14 protein-coding genes are annotated in these 19,123 nt (G+C 70.5%); 8 read left to right on the top strand and 6 right to left on the bottom strand.

Going from position 1 to position 19,123, the window contains the following annotated elements; all coding sequences use genetic code 11:
• Window positions 1–19: 19 nt before the first annotated feature.
• Complete coding sequence (locus tag RR1_RS00545; protein ID WP_010839146.1) at window positions 20–1,021, top strand: 4-hydroxy-3-methylbut-2-enyl diphosphate reductase; 1,002 nt, start codon at window positions 20–22, stop codon at window positions 1,019–1,021.
• 53 nt (window positions 1,022–1,074) lie between these two features.
• Here RR1_RS00545 and RR1_RS00540 read toward each other — a convergent pair whose 3' ends face one another.
• Window positions 1,075–1,968, bottom strand: coding sequence for a DUF6542 domain-containing protein (locus RR1_RS00540; protein WP_143153643.1), 894 nt, complete (start codon window positions 1,966–1,968; stop codon window positions 1,075–1,077).
• A 23-nt stretch (window positions 1,969–1,991) separates the two neighbouring features.
• The gene (locus RR1_RS00535; RefSeq protein WP_051111244.1) at window positions 1,992–3,155 is read right to left on the bottom strand and encodes a DNA recombination protein RmuC; all 1,164 of its coding nucleotides are present in this window, start codon (window positions 3,153–3,155) and stop codon (window positions 1,992–1,994) included.
• Window positions 3,156–3,244: 89 nt separating this feature from the next.
• On the opposite strand from RR1_RS00535, the gene RR1_RS00530 reads away from it, so the two are divergent.
• Both RR1_RS00530 and RR1_RS00525 read left to right on the top strand, forming a co-directional pair.
• Complete coding sequence (locus tag RR1_RS00530) at window positions 3,245–4,414, top strand: exonuclease SbcCD subunit D (RefSeq protein ID WP_010839149.1); 1,170 nt, start codon at window positions 3,245–3,247, stop codon at window positions 4,412–4,414.
• Window positions 4,411–7,386, top strand: coding sequence for an AAA family ATPase (locus RR1_RS00525; RefSeq protein ID WP_072713589.1), 2,976 nt, complete (start codon window positions 4,411–4,413; stop codon window positions 7,384–7,386). Before RR1_RS00530 ends, RR1_RS00525 begins: the two co-directional genes overlap by 4 nt.
• 25 nt (window positions 7,387–7,411) lie before the next feature.
• Here the strand turns inward: RR1_RS00525 and RR1_RS00520 are convergent, their stop codons facing one another.
• The 3 genes from RR1_RS00520 to RR1_RS00510 form a co-directional block, all read right to left on the bottom strand.
• Window positions 7,412–8,542, bottom strand: coding sequence for an AI-2E family transporter (locus RR1_RS00520; protein WP_081634173.1), 1,131 nt, complete (start codon window positions 8,540–8,542; stop codon window positions 7,412–7,414).
• Window positions 8,543–8,753: 211 nt separating this feature from the next.
• Entirely contained in the window at window positions 8,754–8,933 is a 180-nt protein-coding gene (locus RR1_RS00515) for a CstA-like transporter-associated (seleno)protein (protein WP_010838615.1), read from the bottom strand.
• Window positions 8,930–11,224 carry a carbon starvation CstA family protein gene (locus RR1_RS00510; RefSeq protein WP_010838614.1) on the bottom strand — a complete coding sequence of 765 codons (2,295 nt, stop codon included), beginning with the start codon at window positions 11,222–11,224 and terminating at the stop codon, window positions 8,930–8,932. The genes RR1_RS00515 and RR1_RS00510 overlap by 4 nt, the downstream gene beginning before the upstream one ends.
• Window positions 11,225–11,340: 116 nt before the next feature.
• Between RR1_RS00510 and RR1_RS00505 the strand changes: the two genes are divergently transcribed.
• The 3 genes from RR1_RS00505 (at window position 11,341) to ychF (ending at window position 13,554) form a co-directional block, all read left to right on the top strand.
• Window positions 11,341–11,919, top strand: a complete 579-nt coding sequence (locus tag RR1_RS00505) for a class I SAM-dependent DNA methyltransferase (RefSeq protein ID WP_010838613.1) — start codon at window positions 11,341–11,343, stop codon at window positions 11,917–11,919.
• Window positions 11,920–12,021: 102 nt separating this feature from the next.
• Window positions 12,022–12,408 (top strand): CD225/dispanin family protein, encoded by a 387-nt coding sequence (locus RR1_RS00500; protein WP_010838612.1) that lies wholly within the window; start codon window positions 12,022–12,024, stop codon window positions 12,406–12,408.
• Between the two features lie 66 nt (window positions 12,409–12,474).
• Window positions 12,475–13,554 (top strand): redox-regulated ATPase YchF, encoded by a 1,080-nt coding sequence (gene ychF / locus RR1_RS00495; protein ID WP_010838611.1) that lies wholly within the window; start codon window positions 12,475–12,477, stop codon window positions 13,552–13,554.
• Between the two features lie 345 nt (window positions 13,555–13,899).
• Here the strand turns inward: ychF and RR1_RS00490 are convergent, their stop codons facing one another.
• The gene (locus RR1_RS00490) at window positions 13,900–16,995 is read right to left on the bottom strand and encodes an AfsR/SARP family transcriptional regulator (protein ID WP_010838608.1); all 3,096 of its coding nucleotides are present in this window, start codon (window positions 16,993–16,995) and stop codon (window positions 13,900–13,902) included.
• Window positions 16,996–17,142: 147 nt separating this feature from the next.
• Here RR1_RS00490 and RR1_RS00485 point away from each other — a divergent pair, with 147 nt between their 5' ends.
• A complete protein-coding gene (locus RR1_RS00485) occupies window positions 17,143–18,039 on the top strand; it encodes an NAD(P)-dependent oxidoreductase (protein ID WP_010838607.1) in 897 nt (298 codons plus the stop codon).
• Window positions 18,032–18,952, top strand: a complete 921-nt coding sequence (locus RR1_RS00480; RefSeq protein WP_040773560.1) for an NAD(P)-dependent oxidoreductase — start codon at window positions 18,032–18,034, stop codon at window positions 18,950–18,952. The genes RR1_RS00485 and RR1_RS00480 overlap by 8 nt, the downstream gene beginning before the upstream one ends.
• Window positions 18,953–19,123: the final 171 nt, after the last annotated feature.

Raw genomic sequence — 19,123 nt, 5'->3', positions numbered from 1 at the left:
AACCCGTACCCTTGACGGTATGTCATCGGCCGTTCCACTCGACCTCGGTATCTCCCGCTCCGCCGATTCCGGCGCCGCGCGTGGCAGGCGCATTCTTCTCGCCGAGCCACGCGGATACTGCGCCGGCGTCGACCGCGCCGTCGAAACCGTCGAGAAGGCGCTCGAGAAGCACGGAGCCCCGATCTACGTGCGCAAGGAGATCGTGCACAACCGGCACGTCGTCGACACGCTGTCCGAGCGCGGTGTCGTGTTCGTCGACGAGACCGACGAGGTGCCCGAAGGTTCCCTTCTCGTGTTCTCGGCGCACGGCGTCTCCCCGGCGGTGCACGCCGAGGCCTCCGCACGCAGCCTGCAGACGATCGACGCCACGTGCCCGCTCGTGACCAAGGTCCATCAGGAGGCCAAGCGGTTCGCGCGCGACGACTTCGACATCCTGCTCATCGGTCACGAAGGGCACGAGGAAGTCGAGGGCACCGCCGGTGAGGCACCCGATCACGTGCAGCTCGTCGACGGGCCAGACGCCGTCGACGGCGTGACCGTGCGCGACGAGAACAAGGTCATCTGGCTGTCGCAGACGACGCTCAGCGTCGACGAGACGATGGCGACCGTCGCGCGCCTGCGCGAGCGGTTCCCGAAGCTCCAGGATCCGCCGAGCGACGACATCTGCTACGCGACGCAGAACCGTCAGGTCGCGGTGAAGGCGATGGCGCCCGAGTGCGATCTCGTCATCGTGGTCGGCTCGCGCAACTCGTCGAACTCCGTCCGGCTCGTCGAGGTCGCCCTCCAGGCCGGTGCCCGCGCGTCGTACCTCGTCGACTACGCGGCCGAGATCGATCCGGCCTGGCTCGACGGCGTGAACACCGTCGGCATCACGTCCGGCGCCTCGGTTCCCGAGATCCTCGTGCGCGGCGTCATCGACGAACTCGCGAACCACGAGTTCAGCGAGATCCAGTCGGTCACGACGGCCAACGAGACGCTGGTCTTCGCACTGCCGCGAGAGCTGCGCGCCCCGCGCCACTGATCGCGCCACTGATCGCGCCGCTGATCGAGCCGGCCGGGTCTGCCGAGCGGGGGTCAGGGGCGCCCGACGGGCGGCTCGGGCTGCTCACGCCTGCGCGGCGGCGGCGGCGGATCGGATCGCCGCGGAGCGGCACCCCGACCGGCCCCGGGAGCGCCCGGGGCTCCGGGACCCGCAGGACGACGGCGCGGCGCAGTGGGCGGCACGGGCGGCGCCGACGGACGACCCGCCGCTTCCGTGCGTGACGCCGAGGGCGGGGTCTTGTCGGTGATCGGTGCAATCCGGTCGGAACGCGGTGCGGAGCGGCGCGAACGCGGCTGCCGGGAGTCGTCGCCTGCTGCCGCCGAGCGTCGTGACGTCGTGCGGGTGCCCCCGCTCCGGTCGCTCCGTCTGCTCCGATCCGTGGTCTCGGTGGCGCCGCGAGTGGTCGCTGCGCGTCCCGCCCGGCGAGAGCCGGTGCGCTCGGTCCGGGAGCGTGACCGCGACGTCGATCGTGTCCGGCTCGGTCCCGCGGTGCTCCGCGAGGCCAGGAACAGCCTCGTTCCGCCGATCGCCGCCGCGACGGCGGTCGCGAGCAGCATCACCGGGAAGCGGTCCACCAGCGGATAGGCGGTCGTGATCGCGAGATCGCGCAGCGCGACCGATCGCTCGGGAGCCACGAGGGTCGCGCCGAGCGGAACGAGCACGAACATGAGGATCGGGGGCTGGACCATCGACGTGAAGATCGCTCGGCGCGACGCGCATACCGCCGCGACGATGCAGCCGAGGACGTAGAGGACCGACGTCGTCGCGGTGAGTTCGTCACCTCGGAACCCGTCGACGACGACACCGAGCGCGGTCGGTACCGCCGCCGCGGCGACGACACCCCACCACGGCAGGCCGGGGACGCCGGGAAACAGCGACCGGTGATCGAGGGGGACCCTCGAGCGAGCACGTTGGTTCACAGCCACACGAAAACCCTATCCGGAAACTCTCACCCGGCTTCGTCGGCGGCGTCGGGGCGTGGCGCGGCGGCCGTGCTCGTCGCTCGTCGCGGCCAGGCGTCGACCCGTGAGATCTCGGTGGGTTCGCCGTCGTAGACATCGAGTTCGGAGAGCTTGCGCGCCGTCACCGTCACGCGTGACTCCATCGACGCGACGGTCGTGTTGAACGAGTCGACGGCCTTGCCGAGCTGCGATCCGAGCCGGTCGAGGTGGCCCGAGACGGTGTCGATGCGCGCATACAGTTCCCGGCCGAGCCGGTGGATCGTCGCGGCGTCCTGGGAGAGCGCCTCCTGCTTCCACGTGTGGGCGACGGTGCGCAGCAGCGCGACGAGCGTCGTCGGCGTCGCGAGGATCACGTTCCGGGCGAACGCGTACTCGAGCAGCCCCGAATCGGAGCCGAGCGCGGCGTCGAGGAACGAGTCGCCGGGAACGAACAGCACGACGAACTCGGGCGTGGGATCGAACAGTTCCCAGTACGACTTCGCGGACAGCTGATCGACGTGCGTGCGCAACTGCCGCGCGTGGCGCGTGACGTGGCCGTCGCGCTCGGCGGGGTCCTCGGCCTGGGTGGCGTCGAGATACGCGGCGAGCGGGACCTTCGCGTCGACGACGATCTGCTTGCCGCCCGCGAGATAGACGACGAGGTCGGGCCGCGCGTTCTCGCGGGTGACCTGGGTGTCGAAGTCGCAGTGCCGCATCATTCCCGCGAGTTCGACGACGCGCTCGAGCTGGATCTCGCCCCATCGGCCGCGGATCTGCGGTGCCCGCAGCGCCGTGACGAGACGCGTCGTCTGGGTTTCGAGCAACTGCGACGTGCGGTGCATCCCGGCGACCTGTTCCGTGAGGCCCGCGTACGCGTGGATGCGGCTGCGTTCGACGTCGTCGACATGGCGCGAGAGAGCGCCGACCGCCTGCTCGAGCGGCCCGACGAGCCGATGGATCTGCTCGCCGAAGGCACCGGAGTGCCTGCGGGCGGAGTCCTCGCTCGCCGCCGCGAGCGAGTCGCGCAACAGGTTCTCGTTGCCGCGGGCAGCGGCGAGTTCGGCGCGTGCGGCGGCCAGCGCCGCCCCGGCGCGGGCGGAGTGAGCGAGCCATCCGATCGCGGCGCCGACCGCGAGCGCGACGACGAGAGCAAGTGACGTGAGTGCGCTCATGGGACACATGATGCCCGCCGCCTCCGACACGCCCGCGGCTCGCGGGCCGACGGGGAAGTGTGTCGTGAGGGTGATCTACCGTTCGCATCATGCGCATCCTGCACACCTCCGACTGGCACATCGGCCGGACCTTCCACGGCGTCGACCTGCTCGCCGATCAGCGGCAGGTCCTCTCCGAGATCGCCGCGATCGTGCGCGAGCGCGCGGTGGACGTGGTGGTCGTGCCGGGGGACGTGTACGACCGCTCGATCCCCAGCGCGGACGCCGTCGCGGTGTGCCAGCGGGGGTTCGAGGAGATTCGCGACGCGGGGGCCGTCATCGTCGCGACGTCGGGCAATCACGACTCGCCCACGCGGCTCGGCGCCGGCTCGGGGTTCACCGCGGCGGGCGGTCTGCACCTGCTCACGACGGTCACCGGCATCGACCGGCCCGTCGTGCTCGAGGACGCACACGGGCCCGTGGCCTTCTACGGGATCCCGTATCTCGAGCCCGAGATCACCCGCACCCGGCTCGGGGTCCCCTCGGCGCGTTCGCACGCCGAGATCGTCGATGCCGCGATGGGCCTGGTCCGCGCCGACGTCGCGGCGCGCGGCGCGCGGTCGGTCGTGCTCGCGCACGCGTTCGTCGTCGGTGCGGAGGCGACCGGTTCGGAACGGTCGATCTCGGTCGGCGGCGTCGAGACGGTTCCCGCGAGCGTGTTCTCGGGAGCCGACTACGTCGCGCTCGGGCATCTGCACTCGCCGCAGACCGTGACGGACGCCGTGCGGTACTGCGGCTCGCCGCTGCCGTACTCGTTCGGCGAGCGCAGCCACCGCAAGGCGGTGTTCGTCGTGGATCTGGACGCCGACGGCCTCGGTGCGGTCGAGCGCGTCGATCTGCCGATCGTGCGGGAGCTGACCGAACTCGTCGGCGAGCTCGACGCGCTCGTGTCGGAGCCGTCGTTCGCGTACGCACACGATCACTACGTCACGGCGGTGCTGACCGACCCGGTGCGTCCGGTCGACGCGATGCGGCGGCTACGGGATCGCTTCCCGCACGCCGTCCACCTCGAATGGCAGCGCCCGGGCGGACAGGACGAGTTGGAGTACCGCCGCAAGGTGCGCGGACGCACCGACATCGAGATCGCGAGAAGCTTCGTCACGGACGTGCGCAGCGATCCGTCCGGTAGCGAGCTGCGGCTGCTCGAATCGGCACTCGCGGCCGCGGTGTCGGAGCGGGAGGCGGCCGAGGCCGGCGCGCAGGCGCAGGCGGGCGCGTGAGGCTGCACTCGCTCGAAATGCACGCGTTCGGCCCGTTCGGCGACACCGTTCGCGTCGACTTCGACACGCTGGGCGCGGACGGCCTGTTCCTGCTGCACGGCCGTACGGGCGCGGGAAAGACGACGGTGCTCGACGGCGTCGCCTTCGCCCTGTTCGGCACGGTCCCGGGGGCGCGGCGCGAGGGCAAGCGGCTGCTGTCGGATCACGCGCCGTCCGGTGCCGTTCCGCGCGTGCAGCTCGAGGCGACGGTGGGTGGGCGGCGAGTGCGCCTCGAGCGCCGTCCCGAGTTCACGCGGCCCAAGAAGCGCGGCACGGGCACGATCACCGAGAACGCCAAGGCGACGCTGGAGTGGCTCGACGGCTCCGGCGAGAACCTCTCCCGCATCCCCGACATCGCGGACGAGGTGTCGCGGCTGCTCGGCATGAGCGCCGATCAGTTCTTCCAGGTCGTGCTGCTGCCGCAGGGTGAGTTCGCGCGGTTCCTCCGCGCCGACAACGACGAGCGCGGTGTGCTGCTCGAGCGACTGTTCGACACGACGAGATTCGGACGTGTCGAGGACTGGTTCGTCGGTCGCAGACGAGCCTCGGCGGCGTCGCTCGCCGAGGCGACGCGCGATGTCGAACTGCTCGAGGCGCGGATCGCCGCTGCGTCGGGAATCGAGGCCGGTGCCGACGCCGCGCCCGGCGACTGGGCCGAGAAGGTCCTGGCGGATGCGCGCGAGGTGCGCGAGCGAACTGCCGGGGAGCTCACGGATGCGCGGGGCCGCGCGGCGGGGGCACGCGAGGCGTACGAGCGGGCGAAGCGGATCGCGGAACTGCACGCGCGCCGTGATCGCGCCGCTGCCGATCTCGCCGACTGGGAGGCGGCGGCGGAGCGGCGCGCGGCGCTCGACGCCGAACTCGCCGCTGCACGCCGGGCGGAGCCCGTCGCCGATGCCGTCGCCGAGAGTGTCCGCGTCTCCCGTGACGCGGAGGACTCGCGGGGGCGCGCCGCCGACTGCGAGGCCCGCTTCGTACGCGAGCCCGGCGCCGCGGGGCTGGGCGCGAGCGCGTGGCCGCCGTCGCCGGAGGACCGCGAGCGATTGCGCGCGGCGGTGCGCTCGTGGACGGACGAGCTCGTGCGGCTCGACGCGCTCGCGGCCGACGAGGGCAGGGCACGCGATCTCGCACGGACGGTCGCCGCCGGGACCGAGCGCCTCGATGCAATCGCTCGTGAGGCCGAGGCCGTCGAGACGGAGCTCGCGGGCCTGCCCGAACGGCTCGCGCGTGCCCGAGCGGACGTCGACGACGCGCGCAACGCCGCCGCGACACTCGACGCCGCGAGCGCCGCGCGCGAGGCGGCGGCCGACCGGGTTTCGGCGAGCGAGCAGTGGCGGGCGCGCAGTGCCGAGCGTGCCGGTGTCGCCGAGGATGTGCACAGGGCCGAGGCCCGCCACCTCGATGCGCGCGCGCACCGGCTCGATCTCACCGAACGGCGGATCACGGGAATGGCGGCCGAGCTCGCCGCCGCACTCGTGCCGGGCGAGCCGTGCGGGGTGTGCGGTGCGCGCGAGCATCCCGAGCCCGCGCAGCCCACGGGGGATCCGGTGACCGACGCCCAGGAGCGTGCGGCCGTCGACGCCGAGAAGGCGCGGGCCGAGGAGGCCGATGCCGTGCGTATGCGTCTCGCGGAACTCGACCGCGCGCTCGACGTGCTGGCGGCGCGCGGTGGCGACGGCGATCCGAGCGAACTCGCGGACCTCCTCGCCACCGCCGACGCCGCCCTCGCCGATCTGCGCACGCGCGCGGGCCGGCTCGACGAGCTGCTCGCGCGGGTCGCCGAACTCGACGTCGCGGACACGCGGCTGACGGCGCGACTCGCGGAGCTCACCGCCGAGCGCGCGACGCTCACGGAGCGGATCGGTTCGGCCGAGACCGAGCGCGAACGGATCGCGGAGACGCTCACGCGGGCGGCCGGAGACGACGGCACCGTGGCCGCGCGACGGACTCGTGTCGACGCGCTCGCGGTCGCGGGCGCGAATCTGCTCGAAGTACGCGACGACGCCGTGCGCGCGGGGGAGCGCGCCGTCGATGCCACCGCGCGGGCCGCTCGGCTCGCCGCGGAGGCGGGCTTCGCCGACCTCGAGGCAGCCGGCGCCGCCGTCCGTTCGGCGGATCGCCGCGACGAGATCGTTGCGATCCTCGATGGCGCGCGTGCCGACGAGGCCGCTGCGCGCGCGGTGCTCGCGGAGGACGCCGTCCGTGAGGCGGCGGAGATCGAGGTCGACGTCGCGGCAGCCGAGGCGGTCGCCGCGGCCGCCTCCCGGGACGCCGAGCTCGCGGTCGCCGCGGCGTCGGATGCGGATCGGCGGGTCGCCGACCTCGAGCGTTATGCGGCCAAGCTCGCGGCCGCGCTCACGCGGCTGGAACCGATCCGCGCCGAGCACGACGAACTCGCGGCGCTCGCCGACGTCGTCGCGGGCCGCGGCAGCAACTCGAGGCGGATGTCGCTGCGGTCGTACGTACTCGCGGCGCGGCTCGAGGAGGTCGCGGTCGCGGCGTCGTCACGCCTGCGCCGGATGTCGAACGGCCGCTACGAGTTCGTGCACAGCGACGACGCCGGACCTCGTGGGAAACGCGGCGGTCTCGGGCTCGACATTCGTGACGACTTCACGGGTGTCGTTCGCTCGGCCAAGACGCTCTCGGGCGGCGAGTCGTTCGTCGCGTCGCTCTCGCTCGCGCTGGGCCTCGCCGACGTCGTGGCCGCCGAGTCGGGTGGAGTGGTCCTCGACACGCTGTTCATCGACGAGGGCTTCGGCACGCTCGACGCCGACACGCTCGATCAGGTGATGGCAGTGCTCGACGAACTGCGCGACGGCGGCCGTGTCGTCGGGATCGTCAGCCACGTCGACGAGATGCGCCAGCGGATTCCGAACCGGCTGCACGTCGTCCACGGGCGGGCGGGGTCGACCCTCGAGATGATCGCGGGCTGATCGCCCGCGATCATCCCGCCGGGTGTCAGTCCTCGACGCGTGACGAACTCGGGTCGTTGTCACGGATCGTCCCGTCCGGATCCGGGTCGGGCTCGGGTTCCTCGCCGCGTGGTGGCGTCTCCATGTTGTCCGAGGTGCGAACGTCCACCTGTTCGTTGATGTAGCGCAGGACGACGGCCGCGACCGCCGCGGTGGGCACGGCGAGGAACGCGCCGATGATGCCGAACAGCGAGCCGCCGGCGGTCACCGAGAGCAGGACGACGACGGCGTGGAGGTTCATGCTGCGGCTCTGCAGGACCGGCTGCAGCACGTTCCCCTCGATCTGCTGCACCGCGATGATGATCGCGAGGACGATGAGCGCCGTCGTGAAGCCGTTCGCGACGAGCGCGACGAGCACGGCGAGCGCACCCGCGACGAAGGCACCGACGAACGGGATGAAGCCACCGATGAAGGTGATGATCGCGAGCACCGGGGCGAGCGGGACGCCGAGGATGAGCAGGCCTGCGCCGATGAACACGGCGTCGATGAGGCTCACGAGCGCCTGGGTGCGGATGAAGCCACCGAGCGTGTCCCACATGCGGATCGACACGGCCTCGACGTGTCGGCCGGCGCGGCTGCCGCTGATGGTGTGCAGCCACGGCAGGAAGCGCTGGCCGTCCTTGACGAAGAAGAAAGTGAGGACGACCACCATGACGAGCGTGATGATGCTGGAGCCGACGGTGCTCACGCCGGTGTAGACGCCGGACGCGATCTGCGATCCCTGGTTCTGCATCCAGTCGACCACGTTGCCGATCGCGTTCTCGATCTGCTCCTGTTGCAGGTTGATCGGCGGTCCCTGCACCCAGTCCTGCAGTTGCTCGATCCCCTCGGTGGCCTTGTCGATCAGCTCGGGGACCTGATTGATGACGGCAGGAACGATCGATGCGACGACACCACCGAAGACCGCGAGGGCGAGCAGCAGCGTCGAGAGCGAGGCGAGGGCCGGTGGGACGCCGCGCTTCATGAGGAAGCGGGCGGGCGGCCACAGGACGGTGCTCACGACGATGGCGAGCAGCACCGGCAGGATGATGACCCACAGTTCGCCGATGACCCACCCGAGGACCGCTGCCGCCGCGGCGACGGCGATGACGATGATCGACCATTTCCCGAGCCACATTCCGCCCGCGCCGATCAGATCGCCGCGGTCGCGTTGCAACCGTGACGGGTTGGTACGGCGCCGGCTCGATGGAGTGCTCTCGCTCACAGCTGTCCTTCCGGATCACTCGCGCCCGGTGCGCGAGACCTCGCACCGGCGATCGTAGCGATCGACGGTGGGGCTGCGGGGTGATCGACACCGCGGCGCGCCACCTCCCGAGCGTTGCGCGATCTCAGCAGCAGCGGCTCTGCGGCTGCGAGTCGTCGTGACGCTGCCGCCAGTACTCGCGTTCGGTCAGGACGGCGGCGGCCGGGTCGTCGCGGCGGGTGAACTCGACGTAGCGCGCGTAGTCGTGATCTCCCATGAGTTCGGCGACCCACCACCACGCGCGGCGGGCCGTGCGCACGATCACGTGCTCACCTCCTCACCGTGCGACGCCGCTCCGGGCGCGCGCACCCTGCCCTGCGCGACGAGGTCGTCCCATTCCTTCTGGACGGCGCGCTCGGCGGGCGTCGCGACGAGCCCGGCGGGTGCGAAGATCCGCGAGGGTGTGGTGGGGGCCTCGGTCGTCGGCAGGCCGCCCGCGCGGACGGCGCGCCAGCAGATCCACAGGCCCGCCGCGACGACGACGAGCACGAGGACGGCGAACACGATCGAGAGTGTTCCCTGCACGAAGGTGTTGCGGATGACGGCGTCGATCGCTTCGGGGCTTCGCGCCGATCCGAACGTCTCGAGCCCCTCGGCCTTGGCGCGGACGAAGGCGCGGTGCTGGGACCAGTAGCCGACGGAGGTGTCGCCCGAGAAGATCTTCTGCCACGACGCCGTCATCGTCACGACGAGATCCCACGCGAGCGGGACACCGGGAATCCAGGCCCATTTGAGGAGGCCCTTCTTCACGACGACGACGAGCACGACGGTGAGCGCGATCGCGGCGAGCAGCTGATTGGCGATGCCGAACAGCGGGAAGAGGGTGTTGATGCCGCCGAGGGGATCGGTGACGCCCATGAGCAGGATCGCGCCCCACAGCCCGACGACGATCGCCGAGCACACCCACGCGCCGAGCCGCCACGACGTGTCCTTGAAACGGCGCGCGCGGCCCGGGATGTTGCCGAGCGTGTCGGAGAGCATGAACCGCGCGACGCGGGTTCCGGCGTCGACGGTCGTGAGGATGAACAGCGCCTCGAACATGATCGCGAAGTGGTACCAGAACGACTTCAGCGATTCACCGCCGAGGAACTGGTGGAGGACCTCGGACATGCCGAACGCGAGCGTCGGCGCGCCGCCGGTCCGCGAGATGATCGACTCCTCTCCGACGTCGGCCGCGGCGTTGCTGAGCACCGACGGGTCGATGTCGGGGCCGGAGAGACCGAGCCCGTTGACGTATTCGGCTGCCGTTTCCGGTGTTCCACCGGTCAGCGTCGCCGGCGCGTTGAGTGCGAAGTAGATGTGCTGATCGATGATGCACGCCGTGACCAGCGCCATGATCGCGACGAACGACTCGGTGAGCATGCCGCCGTAGCCGATGAACCGGGCCTGCTTCTGCTTCGCGAGAAGTTTCGGGGTGGTGCCCGACGAGATGAGGGCGTGGAAGCCGGACAGGGCACCGCACGCGATGGTGATGAACAGGAACGGGAAGAGCGATCCTGCGAAGGCGGGGCCGTTGCCGGCGATCGCGAATTCGGACACGGCGGGCATCTGGATCGCGGGCTGCGCCACCAGGATTCCGACGGCGAGCAGGGCGATGGTGCCGATCTTCATGAACGTCGACAGGTAGTCGCGGGGCGCGAGCAGCAACCACACGGGCAGGACGGAGGCGGCGAAGCCGTAACCGATGATGAACCAGGCGATGGTCGTCTTGGAGAGCGTGAACCACTCCGTGCCCCAGTCGGTTTCGGCCACCCAGCCGCCCGCGATGATCGCGAGGAGCAGCAGCACGACGCCGATACCCGACACTTCCGCCACGCGTCCCGGTCTCAGGTAGCGCAGATAGATACCCATGAAGATCGCGATCGGCACGGTCATGGCGATCGAGAAGACGCCCCACGGGCTTTCGGCGAGAGCGTTGACGACGACGAGCGCGAGCACGGCGATGAGGATGATCATGATGACGAACACCGCGATCATGGCCGCGACGCCGCCGACGGTGCCGATCTCGTCGCGCGCCATCTGACCGAGGCTGCGGCCACGACGTTTCGTCGACAGCCACAGCACGAGGTAGTCCTGAACGGCGCCCGCGAACACAACGCCGACGATGATCCACAGCGTGCCGGGGAGATACCCCATCTGCGCGGCGAGGACGGGTCCGACGAGCGGGCCGGCGCCGGCGATCGCGGCGAAGTGGTGGCCGAACAGGACGCGGCGGTCCGTCGGCATGTAGTCCTTGGCGTTCTCGAATTCCTCGGCGGGAGTCGCCTCGTCGTCGCGGGGCCGGACGATGCGGCGTTCGACGAACTTCGAGTACAGCCGGTACGCGACGATGTACGTGCAGACCGCAGCGACGACGAACCACACCGAGTTCGGGTTCTCGCCGCGGACCACGGCGATCATGAACCAGCCGACGCCGCCGAGCAGTCCCACGAGAACGAGCACGATGCGGGCGAGCGGACTCATCGGCGAGTCGTCGTCGACGGCGACCGGGGGCAGGTCGGGGTCGGTGCGAACGAGGTCGATGTCGGGGTGGTGAGACGAGCGCGACGACGTCATGAATGTCCTCTCGAGGCTTGTGGCGCCCGTCACTGTATTCCTTTCGCGTGGGAAAGGACAGAGTTCGCCGGCGGCCGTCTCGTCGGCGTGTCCGACGCCGCACGTAGGGTGGAGTCGTGGCGCAGACGAGATGGGAAGCCGAACGCTCCCAGGACGATTCGCAGCGTTATGTCGAACGTTTCGACGAACTCGCCGACGCCGGGGAGGACCTGCACGGCGAGGCACGGTTCGTGGACGCGTTGCTGCCGCGTGACTCGGCGGTTCTCGACGCGGGGTGCGGGACGGGCCGAGTGGGGTCCGAACTGGCGCGTCGTTCCCACGCGGTGACGGCGGTCGATCTCGACGACGTGTTGCTGGCCCGAGCGCGGCAGGATCCGTCGCTCGACGTCCGGCGTGCCGAGCTCGCGACACTCGATCTCGGCTGCACGTTCGATGCCGTCGTCGCTGCCGGAAACGTCATGGTGTTCCTCGAGCCGGGAAGCGAGCGGCGCGTCGTCGGACGGGTCCGCGCGCATCTGGATGCCGGCGGTCTGTTCGTCGCTGGTTTCACGAGCAGCGCCCGCTACACCCCCGAGCGGTTCGACGACGACCTCGCCGCCGAGGGTTTCGCCGTCGTCCACCGGTTCGGTGGATGGGCGATGGAGCCGTGGGCGCCGGGCAGCGACTGGCGGGTGACGGTGGCACGGGCGGAGTGAACAGGAGTCGGTTCGCCGAGTGTCGTTGCGACGGGCTATATTCTGCGCGGACACCGGAGTGGTCCGGTGCATCATCTGGGGGGCTTCATGAGTGATACGTCCATGCAGAATTACGGTGCCGGTTACTGCTACCCGCAGTACGGGGCGGAGCAGTCGGCGATCACGACGCAACCGCCGATTCAGCGGACTCCGGGGACACCCGGCGTTCCGCCACGCAACGCCGGGTGGGCTGTTGCAGCCACCCTCTTCTTCTGGCCGCTCGCGTTCGCGGCCTGGAATCACGTCCACGACGTCGTGCCGCGGTGGCTCGAAGGCAACTATCAGGCGGCGCAGTACGCCTCCGATCGGGCCAAGAAGCTCGGCAAGATCGCGCTGCTCGTGTGGGCGCTGCTGTTCGTCCTGCTCATCGTGTTCTACGTCGCCATCGTCGCGGTGGCGGTGTCGGCTGCGGTGGATGCGCCCTCGCCGACGCCCTACCGGTACGGCTGAGCTTTCGGTGGGGCTGGGGCGAGGGCCGGAGACGGCGTTGCGTGCGACCCGTAGAATCGGATAACCGTGAGCCTTACTCTCGGAATCGTCGGACTGCCCAACGTCGGTAAGTCGACCCTCTTCAACGCGCTGACCAAGAACGACGTGCTCGCCGCGAACTATCCGTTCGCGACGATCGAGCCCAATGTCGGCGTCGTCGAGCTGCCCGATCCGCGGCTCGGCGAGCTCGCGAAGATCTTCGGTTCCGAGCGGCTCGTGCCCGCGACGGTGTCGTTCGTCGACATCGCCGGCATCGTCAAGGGCGCGTCCGAGGGCGCCGGGCTCGGCAACAAGTTCCTCGCGAACATCCGCGAGGCCGACGCGATCTGTCAGGTCGTGCGTGTGTTCGCCGACGACGACGTCGTGCACGTCGACGGCCAGGTGGATCCGCTCGCCGACATCCAGATCATCGAGACCGAGCTGATCCTCGCGGACATCCAGACCCTGGAGAAGGCGCTTCCGCGGCTCGAGAAGGAAGCGAAGAAGAACAAGGAGCTCGGCCCGCAGCGCGACGAGGCCGCCAAGGCTCAGGCGGTCCTCGACGACGGGCGGACGCTGTTCAGCGCGAAGGACTCGCTCGACTTCTCGTTGCTGCGCGAGCTCAACCTGATGACGACCAAGCCGTTCCTGTACGTCTTCAACTCGGACGAGTCGGTGCTCACGGACGAGGACCGCAAGGCCGAGCTGAAGGCGGCGGTCGCACCGGCGGATGCCGTCTTCCTGGACGCGAAGGTCGAGGCGGAGTTGCTCGAGCTCGACGACGAGTCGGCGCTCGAACTGCTCGAGTCGATCGGCCAGACGGAGCCGGGGCTGCATGCGCTGGCGCGTACGGGCTTCCACACTCTGGGCCTGCAGACGTACCTCACGGCGGGGCCCAAGGAAGCGCGTGCCTGGACGATCCACAAGGGCGACACCGCGCCGCAGGCGGCGGGCGTCATCCACACGGACTTCGAGCGCGGCTTCATCAAGGCCGAGATCGTCTCGTTCGACGATCTCGTCGAGGCCGGATCGATGGCAGCGGCCAAGGCCGCCGGCAAGGTCCGGATGGAAGGCAAAGACTACGTCATGCAGGACGGGGACGTCGTCGAGTTCCGCTTCAACGTGTAGTGGCTGACGTTGACTGCTGCCCTTCTACGGGCGGACAGGAAGTGGCGGTGATCTACAACTGTTCGGCGGATCCCCGGTTTCGGTAATCGGGGATCCCGCTGACCCATGGTCCGGGCGCTTGCTGCACCGGCCCGTCGCTGAACAGCATCGGATCCTGGTCTCGATGGCATACACACTCCGGGAATCGGGTGCGCACCCCACCCTGAAGCAGGGCAAGGCCGAGACGGCGATGGCGACGGCCCTTCCGCCTGCGACCCCGGCTGGTTGACGCTGGGTGGCTCACCTCGAGGACGGATCGTCGTAAGAAGCCGGCCTCAGGCCCCGGTGTGTACGGCGGACGGCCGCTCATGCGTCGTTCTCGCGGGTGCCTTTCGCCGACGGCTTGGCGAAGGAGCGTTCCGTCCGCCGTGCGACCAGGATCTGGGCCGTGATCCGGTCGACATCGTCGCGCTCGGCGTCCGGTAAGGGTGCCCCGGCGCGCTCGCGGGCCCGTCTGGCGCTGGCCAGCAGACGAGCTGCCCGCTCCGGTCTGCCCGCGAGGGCGTGAGCGCCGGCGAGGCCCTCCTGTGCGAGTGCCACGGCCCTTGGATCCTGGCTCTCGCGGGCGACGACGAGCCCTTGACGATGCCGGGCGAGGGCCTCGGTCGCATCGCCGCGCTGTTCGGCAAGGAAACCCAACTCGGCGAGCAACAGGGCGGGGCCGGGACCGAACGCTGTCTCGCGGTGCCAGGCGAGAGTCTTGTCGAGCAGTTGCTCGGCGACGTCGAAATCGCCCTGTCGGCGGGCGCCGAGGGCCAACCCGATCTCGGCGTGTACCTCGCCCGCGGAGTAGCCGTGCTCGGCGGCCAGGGCGCGGGCCTTGCGATGGAGTTCGTCGGCCTTGGCGAAGTCGCGGGTCAGGAGGGCGACGCGGCCCAGGCCGCTGATCCGGTCGGCGGCTTCGGCCGGGAATCCGAGATCCTGTGCCAGCCGGAGCCCTTCCTGGTGCAGGCGGGTGGCCATCGCGTAGTCGCCGGCGATGGCCGCAAGCGAGGCCAGGGGGTAGGTGGTCTGCAACTGGCCCCAGTTGTCGCTGAGTTCCACGAAGATGAGGTGCGCTTCCTCTGCGCGGCTCCTGGCCGCCCTCAGGTCGCCGCGCAGCAGAGCGTGCACGGATCGGCTGCTCTGCGCCGCCGCGATGCCCCACTGGTCGCCGCTCGACCGGGCGCCGTCCAGCGCGCGGTCGACGAGGGCCTCGCTGCGGGGCAGGTCTTCTCCTGCCTTGAGGCAGGCATGGCCCAGGAACCACTGCGCGCGTGCGTCGCCGGATCCGCTTCCGGTCTCAGGGACAGGTGCGGGCGCCGGGCTGCGGGCCGTCCGACCGGTGAGGTGAGCGAATCCGGCATGCCACAGGACGGCCTGCGCGCGAAGTCCGCCCGCATCGCCTTCGTCCAGGCTCAGCACGTCGGCAAACGAGCGCCGGGCTTCGCCCAGGCGGCCGCGCAGGTACCAGTACCAGGCCGAGTCGAGCGCCAGCCGCAGCGCCTGGTCGGTGTCCTTGCGGTGTACGGCGCGGGCCAGGGCCGACTGGACATTGGCCTGCTCTGGGTCCCGGAGGGCAAGCAGTCGATGCTGCTCCGGACCGTGCAACCCGGCCGCCGTGCGGGCGGCAAGCTCGGCGTAGTGGGCGTGGTGGCGCAGGTGGAGGGCCGGTGTTTCGCGCGTCTCGGAGAGGCGCTCTTGTGCGTAGGCCGCGACGGTTTCCGGCAGGAGGTACCGGGGGCCGTCCGCCGCGGTCAGGATCGAGCAGTCCACCAGGCGGATCAGCGCACCGAGGACGGCCAGGCCGCCTGGGCATACGGCTTCGGCCGCTTCGATGGTGCAGCCGCCGGTGAAGACCGCCAGGCTGCGCAGTACGTGCTGCTCCTGCTCGCTCAGCAGCTCCCAACTCCAGTCGATCACTGCTCTGAGGCTGCGTTGGCGCGGCGGCACTCCTCGGGCGCCGCCGGACAGCAGCCGGAACCGATCGTCGAGCCGGACTGCGAGTTCCTCGACTCCCAGGGCACGGACTCGGGTTGCAGCCAGTTCCAGGGCGAGAGGGATGCGGTCCAGGCGGCGGCAGACCTTTGCTACGGATGGGGCGTTGGCGGCGGTGGCGGTGAATCCAGGGGCCGCGGACGCCGCCCGCTCCGCGAACAGTCGCTCGGCATCCTGTTGCGACAGCGGGGGAACAGTCCACACGGATTCACCGGCCAGGCCGAGCGGTTCGCGGCTGGTGGTGAGGATCGTCAGGCCCGGCGCGGCGGCCAGGAGTTGGCGTACTGCCTCGGCCGCGGACTCGATCAGGTGCTCGCAGTTGTCCACGAGCAGCAGCATCCGCCTGGTGCGCAGGGCGTCCTCGAGCCCGGCGGGACCTTCTTCCCTGATGCCCAGTGCGGCGCCGATCTGCTCGGTCGCCTCTGCGGAGCCGGCGAGGCCGACCATGTGCATGCCGTCGGGGAGGTCGGTGGCCATCTGACGTGCCGCTTCCTGCGCGAGGCGCGTCTTGCCGACGCCGCCGGGGCCTGTCAGCGTCACCAGACGGTGGGTGCTCAGCAGGTCGCACACGGCTGACACGGCGTCGCGCCGCCCGATCAGGTCGGACAGGGCGGTACTTGGAGCTGTGTTCCGGGCCGACCGCCAGTCGGGGGCCGCGGTCCGGGCCGGTGGCACACCCAGAGCAGGCGCGTGGGCCAGGACCGCCTGGTGGAGTGCGGCCAGTTCAGGCCCTGGATCGACGCCCAGATCGTCGGCCAGCTGCCGGCGTACCTGGTCGTAGACAGCCAGCGCATCGGACTGGCGCCCCGCTCGGTACAGGGCCGTGATCTGAAGGGCACGCAACCGTTCCCGAAGTGGATGTCGGGCCACTACCTCAGCCAACTCATCGGCGACAGCGTGGTGTTCGCCGAGGTTGAGCCGGGTCTCGGCGAGCATCTCCAGGACGGTGAGCCGCTGTTCGGACAGATGCTCAGCCGCAGCGTGCACCGTCTGCGGGGTCCCCAGCGCGGAGAACGGTTCCGCGCGCCACAGCGCCACCGCGTCCGTCAGCAACGCGGACCTGGTACGAAGGTCGGGCTGTTCCGCCGCGGCGGCCGCGAGGCCGACGAACCGCCGGGAATCCAGGGACTCGGGGTCGATCCGCAACCGGTAACCGTGGTGCGTCGACTCCACCAGGGCCTCCGTGCCCGGTTCGGCCGACCTCAGCGCGCGCCGCAGCCGCGACACCTTCGTCTGGAGCGCACCGGCCGGGTTCCGCGGCAGCTGCTCGCCCCAGAGGGCGTCGACCAACCGGTCCACGGAGACTGCTCGCCCGGCGTCGGCGAGCAGCGCGCCCAGCAGGGCACGTACTTTCGCCTCCGGGATGTCGACCTCACGCCCGTCGGCGGTCCAGGCAGGGACGGGCCCGAGTACCGAGAAGTACATGACCGCAAGGCTATAGAGCTGAACCGACAGTACCCGACCGGGGACCGCCAACGATCCGACAGAGCTCCGACAGCGGTACCGGGCACGATCGAGGCACATCGAACGCACCACCCCGGTGCGACAGTTCCGCGAATCGGGAGCCACCACATGTCGGACGAAATCAACGTTGAGCCGACCGCAGCAGCGGTCATCGGTCTGGGGCAGATGGGCACCCGCCTCGCCCAGGCTTTCCTGGCGGGCGGGTACAGCACCACGGTCTGGAACCGCTCCCCCGCGAAAGCCGAAGCGCTTGCCGCCCAGGGTGCCACCCGCGCAGCGAACGCGGGCGAGGCTGTCGCCGCCAGTTCACTGGTCGTGGTGAGCCTGCCGGACTATGCGACCGTGCGGACGGTACTCGACCCGGTAGCCGGGCAACTGCGGGGCCGGACCCTGGTGAACCTCACCTCGGGGACTCCGCACGACGCCACCGCTGCGGCTGCGTGGGCAGCCGGGCACGGTGCGGCCTATGTCGACGGTGCCGCCATGAGCGGTACCCGGCTGGTCGGACGCCCCGAGGCGCTGTTCGTGCTCAGCGGCTCACGCGGCGCCTTCGAGCGCCACCGGACGGTGCTGCGAAGCCTGGGCAACTCCACGTACCTGGGCGCCGATCCGGCCCTGGCCTCGGTGTACGACACCGCGCTGTTCGGTCTGGCGTGGGGCGCGCTGGCCGGCTTCTACCACTCCCTCGCGCTGGTGCGGTCGGCAGGTGTCGACCCGGCCGAGTTCGGTGCAGTGGCAACCGCGCACATGCCGTTCGTGACCTCCTTGATGACAGATCACGCGCGGCAGGCCGACGAGGGCGTCTTCCCCGACGACGATGGCACCGTCGACGTCCACCTGGCCGCGATCGAGCACCTGTCGGACACCAGCGATACCCAGGGAATCGGTACGCAGGTGCCCGCCCTGTTCCGCTCCCTCCTGCGGCAGACGGCGGCCGAGGGGCACGGCGCGAGCGGTATCGCCAGCGTCATCGGGGCGATCGCGAAGGGCGGGCGCGATGCCTGAGCAACTGCACCATGTGGCTGCTGGCCCGTCCGCCGAGCAGCCCGGTGTGGCCGTGCTCGGCCTAGGGCGAATGGGCACGCCGATAGCCGCCGCCTTCATCGACGCCGGATACCGAACGATCGTCTGGAATCGCAGCCCGGGAAAGGCCGATGCGCTGGCCTCGCGAGGGGCCGAGCCCGCGGCCACCGCCGCCGAGGCGGTCGCCGCCGCGCCGCTGGTGGTCGCCCCGTTGCTCGACCACGTCGCCGTACGTCAAACCTTGGTCCCGGCCACAGCCGCCCTACAGGGTCGTACGGTGGTCAACCTCGCCAATAGCACACCGGACCAGGCGCGCGACCTCGCCGCTTGGGTGGCCGGGCACGGTGCCGCGTATCTGGACGGGGCCATGATGGCGCTGCCGGACAGCGTCGCCACGCGAGAGGGCTTCTTCCTTTACAGCGGTTCGGAGGAAGCGTTCACGCGCTACCGCAGTGCGTTGGAAGTCATGGCGCCCGCACACTACTTCGGCGCCGATCCGGGCGGGGCGGAGATCCACGACCTCGCGGTGCTGGGCACCGGATACGGTGCGCTTTCAGGCTTCCTGCACTCGCTTGCGATCCTGCACGGGACGGGCACGAGCCCCGAGCATTTCGCCGCGCTGGCCGCGCGCTGGCTGAACGGCCTGGCCGCCTTCCTTCCGGAGCTGGCCCGCGAAATCGACGCCGCGCACTATACGGACGGGATCTCGACCATCGATCTCAACCGTGCCGCCGTCGACGGGATCGTCGAGCTCGGCCGGGCGAGCGGGGTATCCGCGGCCACCCACGAGCCCCTGCGCGACCTGTTGCATCGGAGCTCGGACAACGGGCGCGGCAAGGACAGTTTCTCCAGCGTTTTCGAGCTGATGCGGAAGCGGGACGATCCCCGGCAATGAAAGTGCCGGTGGGACTTGACAAATGGGGCTCTGCACAACTCGAGGTAGCTCAGGGGGAATGCCGGAGCCTCAACTACTCGCGATGTCTCCCGTTTGCCGGCAGTGGCGGTGAGCCTCTTCCGGCAGCAACGTCTCACCGTCGCGCCTTGCCGAGTGGCCAGAAGCCGACTG

Origin of the sequence: Rhodococcus rhodnii NBRC 100604 (assembly GCF_001894925.1) — a bacterium.
In the GTDB taxonomy this organism is placed as follows: Bacteria; Actinomycetota; Actinomycetes; order Mycobacteriales; family Mycobacteriaceae; genus Rhodococcus_F; species Rhodococcus_F rhodnii.
The sequence above is the reverse complement of the archived record's forward strand: the minus strand, read 5'-3'. Positions and strand labels throughout refer to the sequence as shown.